Source organism: Chryseobacterium candidae (genome assembly GCF_004916905.1).
Lineage (GTDB): Bacteria > Bacteroidota > Bacteroidia > Flavobacteriales > Weeksellaceae > Chryseobacterium > Chryseobacterium candidae.
In genome coordinates, this window is the sequence record NZ_SDLV01000015.1 from 13,776 (window position 1) to 30,022 (window position 16,247).

Here is a 16,247-nt window from a genome sequence, read left to right on the forward strand (position 1 = left end):
AAAGATTTCTTATTTAAAGAAATAAAAATAAATCAACAGGGCAATCCCAACAAAAATACGGTACCAGCCCCAAGGTTTGAATCCATACTTATTAAGCACTCCGATGAAAGCCTTGATCGCGATAAGTGCTACGATAAATGCTACAATATTTCCTACAACGAAGATCATAATGTGATCCTGTGAAGACATGATCATTTCATATCCTTTCTGCGGATTTGCGGTCTCTTTTCCCCAGGTTTTAACAAAAACTGAGTACACTGTTACGGCCAGCATCGTAGGTACAGCAAGGAAGAAAGAGAATTCTGCAGCTGCCTTTCTGGTAAGCCCTTGAGTCATTCCCCCGATAATAGAGGCTGCACTACGGCTTGTACCCGGCATCATGGCAAGACACTGCCAGAAACCGATGGTAACTGCTTTTCTTATGGTAATTCCTTTTTCATCATCAATCTTAGGATTTTTAAACCATTGATCAGCAAACAGTAAAACAACACCCCCTAAAACCAATACAGAAGAGATGGCAATCTGATTTCCAAGAACGGCTTCAATTTTATCATCGAATAAATATCCCAATACCAAAGCCGGCACTACGGCAAACGCAAGTTTAAAATAAAACTGAATATTATTTAAATCAAAAAACTTTTTCCAGTAGGCTACTACCACAGATAAAATAGCTCCAAACTGAATAGACACCTGAAACATTTTTAAAAATTCTGTTTCCTCCAACCCCATAAGATTGGCGGTAAATCCCATATGTGCTGTAGAGGAAATCGGAAGATATTCTGTCAGTCCTTCTACAATGGCAATGATAATTGCTTTGATTAAATCCATATTCTTTAAAAAAATTAAAAGATTAAGAGATCCGGAAATTCAGAATATAATTCTCAATTTCTTAATCTCTTAATCTCAAAAATGTAAAAATTTATTTATTTTCTTTTTAAGATCGCATACACTTCTATGGCAAATCCTATAACAACAAATAAAGGTGCTATTCTGATTCTTCTGATAGAAAAGATACCGTCATTCCATGAGTCAGGATCAAATTTTCCATCTACCGTATTGGCATCCGGTCCCATCATCAGTAGAAATCCTACTACAATAAATGCCAATCCTATCAGCATCCATTTGAAATTCTGCTGTCCGAAATAGAAAGCGTTTTCCTGTGGTACTTCAGCTTCATGTCCAAAGTCTGAAGCGGAAAATTTATTTGTTTTTTTGCTCATTATTAAGAGTAATATAAATCGTCAACGTTTGATTTTAAGAATCTCCATGTAGCGAAAATCGTACTTAAGACAGAAATAAAAATTCCAACACCAAGTACGAGGATTACTAACCAGAAGTATTGGTTGTTGTCCTGTACGAAAGCAGAGCCAATCTGACTTGTGAAATAATACCAGACTCCGCCCAAAGCAAGAAGACCTATTAAAGAACCGATAGCTCCTAAAATAATAGCCTCCACAATGAAAGGTTTAAGGATAAATCTTCTTTTCGCTCCTACCAGCTGCATTGTTTTAATAATAAATCTCTTCGAGAATATTTTAAGACGGATAGAATTGTTGATCAATACAACCGCCAATATCAGGAACAGAATTGAAAATCCTAAAATCCATTTCAGAATTCTGCTCAGGTTATTGTAAACATCCACCATCAAAGTACTGTCATTTTTAACATCGATAATTCCAGGAACGGATTTGATCTCTTTGATGGCTTCATCAATTTTTGCGGGATCCACGAATTCCGGTTTTAAAGCAACTTCAATTGAAGATGGAAAAATATTTTCTTCGAACAATGCATCACTGTCGATTCCCATAGTCTTTTTGGCTTCTTTAGCCGCCATATCCCTTGAAATATAAGTCGCTTTTTTTACAGGAGCTAATAACTGTACCTTTTTAAAAGTTTCATCCTCAAGTTTTGCAATTTTTACAGAATCTTTAGCGTCATAGTTTTCATCAAAGTAGGCATTCACCACCAACTGTTCTTTGATATAGTCAGAATACTTTTGGGCATTAATCAGAATAAGCCCCATTAATCCTAACAAAAATAACACTAAGGCAATACTTATCACTACTGTAATATTGCTGGACCGAAGCCTTTTCTTATTAAATTCATCTACAGATTTAGCCATTAATATTAAAATTTTTGGCTAAAATAGAAAAAATCTTCCGAAATTTGGGACGAAATAAAGAAAATCACTGTTAATAAAATCATAAAAAACTTTGAGTGTAAAAGCAAAAAAACATCTTGGACAGCACTTCCTGACAGATGAAAATATCGCAAGAAAAATCGTAGAAGGTCTTAGTTTTGAGAACTATACCAACATTATGGAAGTAGGTCCCGGAATGGGCGTTCTTACCAAATATCTTCTTGAAAAGGATCAGAAGATTTATCTTGCCGAAATAGATACAGAATCTATCGAATACCTGAAAAACAATTATACAAAGGTAACTGAAGAGACTTTTGTAGGAGATTTTCTGAAGCAGGATTTCAGTTTTATCAAAGATGATCAGATTGCAATCATTGGAAATTTCCCTTATAACATTTCTTCACAGATCCTGTTTCAGATTGTAGATCATTACCAGCTAATACCGGAAATGGTAGGAATGTTCCAGAAAGAGGTAGCGGAAAGAACAGCTGCTGTTCCGAGAACTAAAGATTACGGTATTCTTTCGGTTCTGATACAGGCTTATTATGATGTATCTTATATGTTTACGGTACATGAGAATGTCTTCAACCCTCCGCCAAAAGTAAAATCGGGAGTGATCAGGCTTACAAGAAACCCGAAGGAAGGGCTTGCAGGCAATGAAGTTCTGTTTAAACAAATTGTAAAAACAGGCTTCAATCAAAGAAGAAAAAAGCTGTCAAATGCTTTAAAAATGCTCAATATTCCGGAAGCCTTAAAAGGACACGAGTTTTTAGATAAAAGAGCGGAAGAACTTAGCGTAGCAGATTTTATTCACTTTGCGAATCTGTGGAAACAAAATCAATAAACAATCATTATCAGCTCCTTTACCGGGAGCTTTTTTGTTGAATACATTATAATAAGATTATTCATTAAAAAGTAGAAAGCCTTTCAGATTTATTCTGAAAGGCTTTCTTTTATAGTACATTATCAATTTTAGTTTCTGTTCTTCAGCATGATCCATCCTGACCAGTTCATCTGAGCTTTTGATTTTGGATACTCAAAGTTGAACTTGTACCAGTATGTAGCTGTAGGAAGTCTCTTACCGCCTACTGTTCCATCCCAGACAGGATTTTCTTTTGAGAACCTGAACATTTCCACTCCATATCTGTCATAGATAGAACCGGTAAAGTTTTTAAAGTCTCCAAGAGCTTTAAGATCCAGTACATCATTGATTCCGTCTTCGTTCGGAGTAATGATATTGTTGATCTGCAAAGTAAAGAATTCAAGAGAGCCCACACAATGTGTTCCTACTCTTCTTACTAAAACAGTATAGTTTGTATTGTCTAAAAGATTCGCAAATACATTGGAATCCTGCCATGTGATACCACCGTCAAGAGAATATTCCAATGTACTTGGCGTATTGTTCATTGGCGGGTTTTCGGCTGTAATCGTTACTGTCTTTTTGATGCTTTCATAATTTAAAGCGGTAACGAAAGGAGTTGCAGCGCCCATTACTTTGGCTTCAAAAACTTTCTTACAGATACCGTTATCAATTTCCACTGAGTAGATGCCCCATTGGTTTACATTAATTTTCTGCGTTGTAGCACCTGTACTCCAAAGATATTTATAACCATCACCAGCTCCTGCATCAAGTGTTACAACATCACCAACACACATTTCAACATCTTTCAATGTAGAGGTAATTTCTGGTGTTACTTCAATTCTAATCGTTGCCGGATTAAGAGATTTACAGCCTTTTGCTCCAAGCGCATATACTGTAAATGTGGTAGTCTGGTACAGAGTAACGGTCTGCATATTGCCTGTTCCCATGAAATTGCTCCAAAGATAAGTATCTCCACCTTCAGCGGTAAGGGTTACGGATTCTCCCGGACATATTTTTATTCTGGAAGCTTTTACTTTAGCGGTTGGGGTTGCTTCTTTCTGTAATGTCAATTCTACAATTTTGCTACAGAATCCTCCATTGGAAACCAGAACATACAAAATCTGTCCATCGTTACCATTATAGTTTAAAGGAGTCTGAATATAGTTGTTATTTTGTGCAACAGCATCCGCCTGATTTTCGTAGAATTTAAAGATAGCTCCAGGCGTTGGGCTGATAGCAGGCATAATTGTACTTAAATCAAAAGTAGTAATATCCGGTGTGGTACAAAGCAGTAATGTTGCATCCTGAGCCTGAGGTGTTGTTCCTCCGTGAATCTGTATGGAAGCTTTCCCCGGACAAGGGTTACCAGGAACACTTACTTCGATGGTATAGGTCCCAGGCTGTATTGCGGTAATGGTATTTGTAGTAGCATTAGGCACAGGTGCACCATTATAATACCACTGATATACAAGGTTAGGGTCATTTACAGAAGCTGTAATTACCTGAGGTACATTATCACATACATTGATATCTGAAGGTAATTTCGTTCCTGCAGGATCTAAAAGATCTACCCCGATATTGAAAGATCCTCCTTCAAGGAATACTGCAGAGTCATAACTGTGGTCACTATAATCGGCAATTACCATTTTGAAGTGATATTGCTGTCCTGCCACTACTGTTGCTGTGGCAGTTAATGGAATTGTTCTTCCTTGAAAGTTGGTTTCAACATTACCTGTGTTGTACCCGGCAAAATACTGTTCGTTTACCGCACCACAGCTGGATCCGATTGCGGGGTGAATATTTGTAATACTCACAGGGCCTGCTCCTCCCGGAAGTACGGCCATATTTACATAAGGTCCTCCTGAAGTAGGCTTCAATAAGATAGCAAATGCATCTGCAAAGGTACAAGGGAATGAACCTGTATATTCTTCTGAAGCGATCAGATAATTAAACTTAATCTGAGAGGTTGTTGGAACGAAGTCAAACTCCAAAAGAACAGCATCATTCAATCTGCTTTCCACTACCCCAATCACCTGTGCAAGATCAGCATCTGACCCACCGCCATTATTATCACTTAGAGTATTTGATTCAAGACTGTTTCCCGCTTTTCTTGCATATCCTGTAGAAAGAATAAGTCCGTCTTTAAAAGGGAAGTTGGTTGTAGCTTTATGAAAGTATCCCCAGGCTCTGTTGGCATCACTTGCAGCATGATTCGGAGTAATCTTTACATTGGTTACATTGGGAGTCAGGCAGGTATTGGTTCCGGACGAGATCAATACATCTTTTACCATCTTCTCTATAGTGTAACTGGACTCAGCATATGACGGGGCATTCACATCAATAAAAGCTCCTGCCCTTCTGGACATTGGTGTACTGGGCTCCTTAATACTCTTTCTGGGTAAAGGGGTTTGCGAAAATAAAAAATTCGAAATGACTAAAAAAAATAAACAAAGCGGTAGATATCTTCTCATAATATTTTTGTTTCAACAAATTTAATTTTTTTTTAAATATATCATACACATATTTGTATTTTTTACAGTAAAAAATCAAAGCAAAAACCTTTTAGAATAAATTTTCATTAATCAACCCCTATTCGGACAAATTATAATGGTGTGGCAGCATTGCATTATAAATTATAGCGACTATATACAATTTTACACCATTGTCATTCTGACGAAGGAAGAATCTCATGTAAAACCTAGATTTTTCATTTCCCTGGGTTATATTCAGAATGACAGAGTCATAATAATAAAATAGCAGGATTAATGTAAAATTGCATATAATTACCTGAATTATTATAACATATTCCCTGCTTATTTCAGATAATTTACAGAGCACGATAGTATTTATTCATCAAAACAAAAAAATCTTTCATTAATGAAAGATTTTTTTGTCAATTTTATTTTATAAAAACATTTAGTTTCTGTTCTTTAAAAGAATCCAACCGGAGCGTTGTTCCATTTTTTTACTTGCCGGATTTTCCCATTGCACCCTGTACCAATAAGTTGCGGTAGGAAGATTAATTCCTTTTAAAGATCCTGTCCATATAACATTTCCTTTACTTGCTTTGAATACCTCAGCTCCGTATCTGTCGAAAATAGAGGCCGCGAAGTCTTTGTATCCGCTTATTCCGGTGAAGTCAATGGTATCATTTACCCCATCCATATTAGGTGTAATAGCATTACTGATAATGAAGGTAAAATAATCCAGTGAAGTACCACATTTGGCACCTTTCACTCTTACCATTACGGAATACATCGTATTATTTAAAAGACCTGTAAACACATTGGATGGCTGCCATGTCAATCCTCCATCTATAGAATATTCTAAAGTTCCACCTGTAGGATTGCTTGCCGTAAGGGTAAGAATATGATTATCATAAACAATATTGGTAAATTGCGGCAGATCAGGGTTAATAAGCTGTGCCGAGAAAGTTTTAGAACAAACTCCATTACTGATTGTCACAGAATACGTCCCGGGAATATTAGTGGTTATGGTTTGAGTGGTTGCTCCTGTACTCCATACATAAGTATAGTTTGGCCCTGCCCCTGCATCCAGAGTTCCTTTATCTCCGGCGCAGACAAACACGTCTTTTAAAGTAGAAACGATTGCCGGAACTACTTCAATTTTAACTTTAGCCGGGTTCACAGAACTACATCCGTTTCCTCCCAATGCATATACTGAATATTCTGTTGTAGTAGTAGGTGTAACGACCTGAGTATTCCCATTTCCGGTAAGTCCTATCCAGTTATAGGTAATCCCTCCGGAAGCTGTTAATGTTACAGATTCTCCTTCACAGATTTTTAATTTTGATGCGGTAAGCCCTGCAATAGGCGGACCTACCTGAACCGTTACACTTGCTGCTGTTGCAGAAATACAGCCGTTTGCTCCAACGGCGAATACCGTATATGTGGTAGTCACAGTAGGTGAAACAACCTGTGTATTTCCGTTTCCGGTAAGACCATTCCCCCAGTTATAGGTAACTCCTCCCGAAGCTGTTAATGTTACAGATTCTCCTATACATATACGAGGTACAGAAGAAACAACAGCAGCCACTGGTTTTACTTTATCTTCCTGCACTGTTACTGTTGAAGTAAAAGTACAGCTCAGGTTTCCTGGTTGTGATACATTGGTAACTGTTAAAGTATATGTTCCGCCTGCACTTACAACAGGGGTAAGCGTATTACCTCCTGAGACAATAGTTCCTCCGGTTGTTGTCCAAACAATTGTAGACCCTGCAGGCACAACAGATGCTGAAGCATTGAGCGTAATCTGCGGAGTTGTACAGGTAATTGTTTGTGGTGCTGCGATGGTAAGCGTAGTTTGAGCTGTGCTTAATAATTGCAGAGATACTACATAACTGCAGCCTCCGTTGCTAACCAATACATAAATTGTCTGGCTTCCTCCCGGAGGTGTATATGATGTAGGTGTTACAATAAAGTTTCCATTAGCCGCATTGGCATCAGCCTGATTGACATAGTAAGTAAAAGTTACCCCGGCAGTAGGTGTAATCTGAGGCTGAGCTTCAGTAAGATTATAAGTTAATCCTGGCTGATAACATTTATGAAGTATTGCATTTTGTGCTGTAAAAGGTTCTGAAACTTCTATTATTATCGTTGCAGGGTTTTGAGAGACACAACCATTTGCTCCTACTGCTGTTACGGTATAAGTAGTTGTAACAGTAGGTGAAACAACTTGTGTACTTCCGTTTCCTGTAAGCCCATTACCCCAGTTATAGGTAGCTCCTCCTGAAGCGGTAAGTGTGGTAGAATCTCCTTTACAAATTTTTATTTTGCTGGCCGTAAGCCCGGTAACCGGTGGAGCGCTGTTTCCTGTCACAGTGACAGTTCCTACCGCTGTACAGCTGATATTTCCGGGCTGATACACTTTTGTAATGGTTAAAGTATAGGTTCCTGCAGCGTTAATCACAGGATTTAAAGTAGTTGCCCCTGAAACAATATTTCCTCCTGTAGTTGTCCAGTTAAAAGTAGCGCCTGCCGGATAAACGGAAGCAGATGCATCCAGTGTAGTCTGAGAGTTAGCACAGGTAAGTACAGCCGGAGTAGCAATATTAGGTGTCATTTGTGGCGCCTTTACCAGTTGCAGCTGTGCTACTTTTGCACAGAAACCATTGGCTACTCTTACGTATACTGTTCCTCCTGCACTCGGATAAGCTGTTGAATTAGGAATGGTGTTTGCATTTCCTGCATTAGCATCTGCCAATGTGGTATAGTAGGTAAACACAGCTCCCGGAGTGTTGCTTATGGTAGCTTGTGCTGATGTTAAATTAAAAGTTGCATTTCCTGCAGCATAACAGGCTGTTAATGTAGCATTCTGTACCGTAGGAGACGTCCCGCCTAACACAGTGATAGTAGCCTCTCCCGGGCAGGTATTTCCCTGGATGAACACCTTAACGGTATATACACCAGGTTGTGTTGCGGTGTAACTTGCATTGGTAGCTCCTGCAATCGGATTGGTACCCTGATACCACTGATATGTTATATTAGGTCCCTGCACAGAAGCAGTAAAAGTCTGTGGTGTATTATCACACATATTAACAGAGTCAGGAAGCTGCACGCCAGCCGGATCCAGGATTTTCACCCCGATATCGAATGATCCTGCTTCCAGAAATACTGCTGAATCAAAGTTGGGATCCTGATAATCCGCAAGCACAATTTTAAAATGGTAGGTTTCTCCAGGAATTACAGTTGCTTTTGCAGTAAGAGGAATGGTACGTCCATTGAAATTGGTTTCAATCTGAGCGGTATTGGTTCCTCCGTAATAGGCTTCATTTACAGGTCCGCAGTTTTGATATTGCGGGTGTATATTCGTTACACTTACAGGTCCTGCTCCTCCGGGAAGCACTGCAAGATTGGTATAAGTAGGATCAGATGCCTTTTTTAACAGCAAAGCGAAACCATCTGTAATAGTACATGGGAAGTTTTGCTGGTATTCTTTAGAAGCAAATAAATATCTGAAAGTAATTTCAGTAGAGGCGGCTACAAAGTCAAACTCTATAGAGGTTGCATTGGTTAGGTTATTGTTAGCAATCCCTAATGCGTTCGCAAGATCTACATCTCCTCCGGTTCCCAGATCATCACTTAAAGTTCCCTGAAAAGTATTCCCGGCTTTACTGGCATAACCGGTTGAAAGTATAATCCCTTTACTGAAAGGAAAGTTGGTATTTGATTTATTAAAATATCCCCAGCTACGGTTCTGGTTGGTGGCAGACAAGTTCGGGGAAACGGTTACATTGCTTACCGTTGAGCTGGTACAAGTGCTGCCTCCTGATATAAGAACATCATTGATCAGCTGAGTTATAGGATAGCCGGATTCCGGGTAGCTTGGTGCATTTACATCTATAAAAACACCTGCCCTCAAAGAAGCAGCTTTAGGTTTTGCAGCAATTTCTACCCTTCCTTTATTTTGAGCCCAAACAAAGTTCCCCATGAAAGCTAAAAATACCGCTAAAAATAAATTTCCTCTCCTCCTATTTAACATTTTATATTATTTTGAACAAAAATACTATTTTTTTTGATTGAAATTCAAGTTAACATAATTTACATTATTACTAACGCAAATTTATTTATATTAGAATATCAACTCTGTTTATTTTAAAATAATAAAAAAAAGACTGACAAAATAGTCAGTCTTTCAGTTATAGTTTAATTATTCTATATTTTTAAGTAATATCCATCCGGTTTTTACAGTAAGCTCCTTGCTTGCAGGATCTTCAAAGGTTACCTGATACCAATATGTTGAAGTAGGAAGCTTTTTGCCCTGGAAATATCCGTCCCAATATGGATTGATTTTCGCTGCTTTGAAAACTTCTCTTCCATACCGGTCGAAAACCTGTCCGCTAAAATCTTTATAATTAACCACACCGCTGAAATCAATGGTATCATTAATATTATCACCGTTTGGAGTAATTACATTTTTCATCACGAAAGTAAAGAATTCAAGGAAGCCTACACAGCTTGTAAATTTAACTCTGACTCTGATTGAAATGATTTTATTTTTAGGTACATCATTAAACACATTGGAAGACTGCCATGTCACTCCGTTATCTACTGAATATTCCAGAATCCCATTACTTGGGTTGCTTGCTGTAATGATCATTATTCCGCTCTCATTATAATCCACTTTTATCACTTCAGGGATTACGGCTTTGATAACCTGAGTTTTAAACTCTTTTGAACAAACTCCGTTACTTATCGTTACTGAATATTCTCCAGGAGTAGCTACTGTAATGCTCTGACTTGTTTCACCGGAACTCCACTGATACGTATATCCGGGACCTGAGCCTGCATCCAGAACGATTTTATCACCCTGACAAATATGACCGCCTTTTAAGTTTGAAACGATAGCAGGTACTACTTCAATGGTAATACGTGCAGGCTGAAGAGATTTACATCCCTGTGCTCCGATAGCATATACAGTGTAGGTAGTCGTCTGAGTTGGGCTTACCGTTCTTATTCCTCCGGTAGTGGCTGCAGAATCACTCCATTCATAGGTAACCCCGCCAGAAGCCGTTAATACTACAGACTCTCCGGCACATATTTTCAATCTCGGTGCGCTAAGTAAAGTGGTTGGCGTTTCTTCTTTTCTTAAGGTTAACGTAGCAATCTTACTACAGAAAGCTCCATTGGAAACCAATACGTATAAAATCTGTCCATCTGTCCCGGCATAGTTGGTCAGGTTGGTAATATAACTGTTATTCTGAGCCTGTGCATCAGCCTGATTCGCATAAAAACGGAATACTGCTCCCTGTGTTGTACTGATCAGAGGTTTTGCTGTTTCCAGATTAAAACTGGTAATTGCGGGTGTTGTACAGAGTTTAAGTTCAGCATTCTGTACGGTAGGACTCGTTCCTCCGATAATTGTAATGGTGGCTTCACTTGGACACTGATTCCCCGGAACCATTACTTTTACAGTATACACTCCCGGTTGGGTAGCTACATACACAGCACTGGTTGCTCCTGGAATAGCCACTCCGTCTTTATACCACTGATAAGTCATTCCCGGAATTGCTGCTACCTGTGCCTTTAACTGCTTTGGAGTATTATCACACATATTAATACTGCCTGGTAAAACGACTCCTGCTTCATCCACAATTTTAATTCCCACATCAAAAGATCCTCCTTCCAGAAAAACAGCAGAGTCATGAGATGGGTCTTTGGCATCTGCCAACACCATTTTGAAATGATATGTTTGTCCTGGAATTACATCTGCAACAGCTGTTAAAGGGGTTGTTCTTCCAAAATAGTTGATCACTAAGTGCGGATTCGCCAAAGCTCCAAAAAAGGTTGCATTGATAGGTCCACAGCTGAATCCATTTCCTGCAGGAACAATATTGGTTGCACTTACAGGCCCTGCACTTCCGGGCAACACAGCCAGATTAGTATAGGTAGGATCTCCAACTTTCTTTAATAAAAGTGCAAAGGCATCAGAATAGCCTAAGCAAGGATAATTAGACGTATATTCATCAGAAACGAATATGTAATTGAATTTTACCTGATTTGAATTCGGAACGAAATCAAATTCTAAAGCTACTGCATCGGTTAAGCTGACATTCGCTCCGGTAGCTGCTACAAGATCCGCATCACTTCCTGTTCCTACAGATTGTCCTACAGCAGATACATAATTATTACCTGCTTCAGAAGCATATCCTGTAGTCAGGACAATACCATCCGTAAAAGGAAAATTAGTTGTTCCTTTATGAAAATATCCCCAGAATCTGTTGCTGTTTGTCACATCATGATTGGGAGATACAGTAACATTGGTAACATTGGCTGTGGTGCAGTTGGTACCGCCATTGATCAAAATATTCTTTACCAGCTGCTCCGGCGTATAGTTTGAAGGAGTATAAGGAGGCACATTCACATCAATGAATGCTCCTGCTCTAAGACTGGCCGCAGAAGGTTTTATTCTCTCTGATTTTCTGACAGATTTCGTTTGAGAAAATGCAGAAGCAGAAATCAATAAAAAGGAAAAAAGGAAAAAATAGTTTTTTAGTCTATAAATTAACATTTTGTTTTCATTTGTTCAAATGTAACAAAAATAATTATACTAATCTCCCCTTAACCATTACTATTTTATAATTCATCACACACATTCACAATAAATTTTTCTTATCATTACATTTTCCACAAATCATTAAACATCAAAATTCAGACATAAAAAAACAGACCAATAAAATTGATCTGTTTATATTTTAATTGCTATTATTCCGGCAGTTTATCGTCTTTTTTCAGCTGATCTATTTCATTCTGCAACTGGGAGATAATATCCTTTAACGCTTTTATTTCATTCTTGTTTGAGCTTACATTGCTCTTGAGTATTACGTTTTTCGCTCTTTCATTATGATCTTCTTCATCTTCTTCTTCGTTGATTTCCTCAATATCCTCACTGATTTCCTCAATATCTTCCTGGATATCTTCGATATCTTCGTTGATCTCTTCAATGTCTTCACTGATTTCCTCAAGATCTTCCTGAATGTCTTCGATATCTTCACTGATCTCCTCAATATCCTCCTGAATATCTTCAATCTTCTCGTGGCTTTTATTCACAGACATCTGAATGAAGATCGCAAGATAAATAGCTTCCAGGGAAAGTACCGTTGTGAGAATCAGAAGCATTTTATCAAAATCAACAATATTCAGCATCGGAAGTATAAACGAGGTAAGAAACAGCAGGGTATGCACAATCAGGGACTGAATAGATCCAATCCATGAAGTAATACTGTCCGCTATTTTTTCAAGAACTTCTTTTTTTTCGTTATATTTTTTCATCCTTTATATTTTTACAACAGTTCTTTGGTTACCCCTAATCCAAACAATGCAAAGTCATATTTCGCAGGATCTTTTTCATCAAATTTTCTGATGGCAATATCCAGCTCTTCTACCGTTTTCCAGTCATTCTGTGTTCTGAAAACTAATCCCAGTTTTCTGGAGATATTTCCGGTATGCACATCCAGAGGAATAGAAAGATATTTCTGATCTATATTCTCCCAAATTCCAAAATCTACTCCCCTTTTATCTTTACGTACCATCCATCTTAAAAACATGATAATCCTTTTTGCTGAGGAGTTTTTATAAGGTGAACTGATGTGTTTATGGCTTCTGTGTTTTTCTGTTTCCAGGAAACCACTTCTGAATCTTTCTATAGCATGGAGAAAATTATTCTCAGTTTTTTTCACTTCAAATAAACTTTCCAGACTTTCATTTTCTTTATAAATTCTGCTAAACTGTCTGATGAAATAAGAAAAATCCTGTCCGTTGAACGTTCTGTGAATACTTTTATCCTGAATACTTTTCAGATCCTTTTCGGAATAATTCATCACAAAATCATAGGGAGAATTTCCCATAATATCAAGCATTTTATCCGCAGAATTAATGATCGACTTTCTGTTTCCCCAGGAGATTGTAGCTGCCAGAAATCCTGCAATTTCAATATCCTGCTTTAAAGAAAAACGATGTGGAATCTGTATCGGGTCATTTTCAATGAAATCCGGAGCGTTATACTGATTTGCTTTTTCGTTGAGAAAATCTCTGAGTTCTTCAAACTTCAACATATTCATTCTAAATCTTTACACTCTCCAATGCTTTTGGTAAAAATGTATTGGGAAATATTTCTCTCGCTTCATCAGTAAATACGGTCAGGTCTCCATATCTATTGGAGAAGTGGCCTAAAATCAACTTTCCAACCTGAGCTTTCTGAGCAATGGTGGCAGCTTCCAAAGCTGTGGTATGCCCTGTATAATCAGCCATTTCTTTCAGATCATGCAAAAATGTTGCTTCATGATACAGAACCGTTACATTTTTAATAATAGGAATTACACTTTCCAGATAACGGGTATCACTGCAAAACGCATATGATACCGATGGAGCGGGATCAACAGTGAGAATCTCATTCTTAAGAACATAACCGTCGCTCAGTACAAAATCCTTCCCTGCTTTGATATTGTGGTAATCGCAGGTTTCAATTTCGCCGTACTTTGCAATCTCCTTCATATTAAGATGTCTGTCTTTCGGCTTTTCTTTAAAAAGATAACCATTACAGTAAATCCTGTGATCCAGCGGAATAGTATATACTTCTATCCTGTTGTCTTCATATATTTTTTCAGAATAATCTTTATCCAGTTCATGATAAATCACTTCAAAACCACGATGGGTTTCTGTAATCTGAAAAATGGTTTCCAGCATCTTCTTGATTCCTTTAGGACCATAAATATGCAATGGCATATCTCTTCCCAAAAGACGGAAAGAAGCTATAAGCCCGGGAAGCCCGAAACAGTGATCTCCGTGAAGATGGGAGATAAAAATATGATTGATTTTTGAAAATCTTGCTTTTGCCTTTCTCAGCTGTACCTGTGTGCCTTCTCCACAATCGATCAGGAAGAGTCTTTCTTCCATTTCCAGCAGCTGTGCTGTGGGTGATGTGTTGATGGTTGGAATAGCAGAATTAAAGCCTAATATTGTTAAATAAGTACTCAAATCAATAATTTATGATAACAAATGTACAACAGAAAATCTAAATGGATGTTTTACCTTTAATATTTAAACCTAATCGGTCACTTTTAAAAAATCCATAAATAAGTCCAGTGCCTGTTTACGGTGGCTGATTTTATTTTTGTCTTCAGGATCCATTTCAGCAAAAGTTCTTTCATATCCTTCAGGGACAAAAATCGGATCATATCCAAAGCCTTTGAAACCTTTGTTTTCTGTCAGTAAATTTCCATGAACTCTGCCTTCAAAATATTGAGCGCCGTTTTCATCATAGCAGCACAAAACTGTCACAAAATAAGCCTTTCTGTTTTCAATTGCCTGCATTTCTGCCAATACCTTTTCGATATTTTTTGCGAAATCATGATCTCCGGCATAACGTGCAGAGAAAATCCCGGGTCTTCCATCCAAAGATTCTACTACCAGACCGCTGTCATCTCCCAGGCTTGGAATTCCGGTCTTTTCAAAACAATATTTGGCTTTGATCAGGGCATTGGCATGAAAAGAATCTCCGTCTTCCACAATTTCTTCGTGAATATTATAATCGGTAAGGCTTTTCACCACGCAATCACTTCCCAGGATCTGTTGGATTTCTTCTTTTTTATGTTCGTTGTGGGTAGCTACTAATAATTCCATTTCTATATTCATTTTCAATTTTACTTTTTATAGCGGTAACTTACATTTCAGCATAATGCACTTTATACTTTTTTATAAACAGATAACAGAACAAAGAGAAAAGCACAATTCCAACAGCTAATACAAGCCATTCTGAAACATGAAAAACCTTTGCAAAACTCTCATCTTTACCATAAATTACCAATAACGAAAGCGTTAAGTTATTAAACGCATGCAGCAATATCGGCATCAGTAAAGACTTTGTCTTATAATAAACCAACCCCAGTACGCAGCCCAGCATTACTGCACTGATAAACTGCCATGGATTTCCGTGAACCACTCCAAAAATAACAGAGGCATACAGAATTGCCTTCCATGGTTCTACTCCTTTATTGATCAATCCTTTCTGAATAATTCCTCTGAATATAATTTCCTCAAAAATGGGAGCCATAATTACCGTCATGATAATCATTATTACTGGATTATCAGTTAATTGACCCATCATTTGGGTAAAATATTCATAAAAGTCTCCGAAAAACGGCCCTGTAGTTGGAATCTGAGCAGCAATAAATTCGGAAATAAACATCATTCCTGCCATCATTGGAAAGATGAGGAGATAGGTGGAAAAATTGACCGATGATAAGTTGAAGTTAAGCTTCTTTTGAGTAGTCCTCCTTACGATGAAAAAATCAAAAAAAGCAATAGCTGTAAGGAATCCTACAGAATTAACCACCATGAAAAACCAGTCTTTCAATTCAATATTTTCCCGGAAAACAACTTTCCATAAAGTACTGAATAAAGAAACTGCCATTGTTCCCACGAATAATCCAACCACCAAAACAACACCGCCAAACCATGTGAATGTAAACTTCGGATATTTGCTATTTTCCATCCTTTCTCTGTAAAAGTTTCTGAGAAACAAAGATAATTTTTTTGACTGCTACAGGCAACTAAAAAAGGAATTTCTTATTTTTGGCTCATCGTACTGAATACCATAATATCTCTATTGCAAATGGCTGAATCTACAGTGAGAAGCCTACAATTATTCGTTCCTTCAAACCCTTCTAACTCTTCACTCTCCCACCTGAAAAGCATTGTTGCAATTTAAATTTGAAAACCTCGCAAA

Annotated in this window: 12 protein-coding genes; 1 reads left to right on the forward strand and 11 read right to left on the reverse strand. The window is 37.8% G+C overall.

The window, feature by feature from the left end:
- Nucleotides 1-9: 9 nt before the first annotated feature.
- The 3 genes from EK417_RS07750 to EK417_RS07760 all read right to left on the reverse strand — a co-directional run bounded on the left by EK417_RS07750 (nucleotide 10) and on the right by EK417_RS07760 (nucleotide 2,122).
- Nucleotides 10-828, reverse strand: coding sequence for an undecaprenyl-diphosphate phosphatase (locus EK417_RS07750; protein WP_076595658.1), 819 nt, complete (start codon nucleotides 826-828; stop codon nucleotides 10-12).
- Between the two features lie 95 nt (nucleotides 829-923).
- Nucleotides 924-1,220 (reverse strand): DUF3098 domain-containing protein, encoded by a 297-nt coding sequence (locus tag EK417_RS07755; RefSeq protein ID WP_076595659.1) that lies wholly within the window; start codon nucleotides 1,218-1,220, stop codon nucleotides 924-926.
- 2 nt (nucleotides 1,221-1,222) lie between these two features.
- Nucleotides 1,223-2,122: a cell division protein FtsX gene (locus EK417_RS07760; protein WP_076595660.1), complete on the reverse strand. Its 900-nt coding sequence runs from the start codon at nucleotides 2,120-2,122 to the stop codon at nucleotides 1,223-1,225.
- Nucleotides 2,123-2,213: 91 nt separating this feature from the next.
- Between EK417_RS07760 and rsmA the strand changes: the two genes are divergently transcribed.
- On the forward strand, nucleotides 2,214-2,984 hold the full coding sequence (gene rsmA / locus EK417_RS07765; protein ID WP_076595661.1) for a 16S rRNA (adenine(1518)-N(6)/adenine(1519)-N(6))-dimethyltransferase RsmA: 771 nt from the start codon (nucleotides 2,214-2,216) through the stop codon (nucleotides 2,982-2,984).
- Between the two features lie 128 nt (nucleotides 2,985-3,112).
- Here the strand turns inward: rsmA and EK417_RS07770 are convergent, their stop codons facing one another.
- The 8 genes from EK417_RS07770 to EK417_RS07805 form a co-directional block, all read right to left on the reverse strand.
- Entirely contained in the window at nucleotides 3,113-5,368 is a 2,256-nt protein-coding gene (locus EK417_RS07770) for a choice-of-anchor L domain-containing protein (RefSeq protein ID WP_228402493.1), read from the reverse strand.
- A gap of 550 nt (nucleotides 5,369-5,918) precedes the next feature.
- Entirely contained in the window at nucleotides 5,919-9,503 is a 3,585-nt protein-coding gene (locus tag EK417_RS07775; RefSeq protein ID WP_136521825.1) for a choice-of-anchor L domain-containing protein, read from the reverse strand.
- A 168-nt stretch (nucleotides 9,504-9,671) separates the two neighbouring features.
- Nucleotides 9,672-12,032, reverse strand: coding sequence for a choice-of-anchor L domain-containing protein (locus tag EK417_RS07780; protein WP_136521826.1), 2,361 nt, complete (start codon nucleotides 12,030-12,032; stop codon nucleotides 9,672-9,674).
- A 194-nt stretch (nucleotides 12,033-12,226) separates the two neighbouring features.
- Nucleotides 12,227-12,793: a DUF1003 domain-containing protein gene (locus EK417_RS07785; RefSeq protein WP_136521827.1), complete on the reverse strand. Its 567-nt coding sequence runs from the start codon at nucleotides 12,791-12,793 to the stop codon at nucleotides 12,227-12,229.
- Nucleotides 12,794-12,804: 11 nt separating this feature from the next.
- Entirely contained in the window at nucleotides 12,805-13,575 is a 771-nt protein-coding gene (locus EK417_RS07790) for a TIGR02757 family protein (RefSeq protein WP_438830159.1), read from the reverse strand.
- A gap of 7 nt (nucleotides 13,576-13,582) precedes the next feature.
- Nucleotides 13,583-14,497, reverse strand: coding sequence for a ribonuclease Z (locus EK417_RS07795; RefSeq protein ID WP_076595666.1), 915 nt, complete (start codon nucleotides 14,495-14,497; stop codon nucleotides 13,583-13,585).
- A gap of 69 nt (nucleotides 14,498-14,566) precedes the next feature.
- Nucleotides 14,567-15,142: an RdgB/HAM1 family non-canonical purine NTP pyrophosphatase gene (gene rdgB / locus EK417_RS07800; protein ID WP_410493449.1), complete on the reverse strand. Its 576-nt coding sequence runs from the start codon at nucleotides 15,140-15,142 to the stop codon at nucleotides 14,567-14,569.
- Nucleotides 15,143-15,182: 40 nt separating this feature from the next.
- On the reverse strand, nucleotides 15,183-16,013 hold the full coding sequence (locus EK417_RS07805; protein WP_136521828.1) for a CPBP family intramembrane glutamic endopeptidase: 831 nt from the start codon (nucleotides 16,011-16,013) through the stop codon (nucleotides 15,183-15,185).
- Nucleotides 16,014-16,247: the final 234 nt, after the last annotated feature.

Coding starts and splice junctions, on each gene's coding strand:
- EK417_RS07755 (WP_076595659.1), bottom strand. CDS start 1,220: ATGAGCAAAAAAACAAATAAATTTTCCGCTTCAGACTTTGGACATGAA.
- EK417_RS07770 (WP_228402493.1), bottom strand. CDS start 5,368: ATGTCCAGAAGGGCAGGAGCTTTTATTGATGTGAATGCCCCGTCATAT.
- EK417_RS07760 (WP_076595660.1), bottom strand. CDS start 2,122: ATGGCTAAATCTGTAGATGAATTTAATAAGAAAAGGCTTCGGTCCAGC.
- EK417_RS07750 (WP_076595658.1), bottom strand. CDS start 828: ATGGATTTAATCAAAGCAATTATCATTGCCATTGTAGAAGGACTGACA.
- EK417_RS07805 (WP_136521828.1), bottom strand. CDS start 16,013: ATGGAAAATAGCAAATATCCGAAGTTTACATTCACATGGTTTGGCGGT.
- rdgB (WP_410493449.1), bottom strand. CDS start 15,142: ATGGAATTATTAGTAGCTACCCACAACGAACATAAAAAAGAAGAAATC.
- EK417_RS07780 (WP_136521826.1), bottom strand. CDS start 12,032: ATGTTAATTTATAGACTAAAAAACTATTTTTTCCTTTTTTCCTTTTTA.
- EK417_RS07785 (WP_136521827.1), bottom strand. CDS start 12,793: ATGAAAAAATATAACGAAAAAAAAGAAGTTCTTGAAAAAATAGCGGAC.
- EK417_RS07775 (WP_136521825.1), bottom strand. CDS start 9,503: ATGTTAAATAGGAGGAGAGGAAATTTATTTTTAGCGGTATTTTTAGCT.
- EK417_RS07790 (WP_438830159.1), bottom strand. CDS start 13,575: ATGTTGAAGTTTGAAGAACTCAGAGATTTTCTCAACGAAAAAGCAAAT.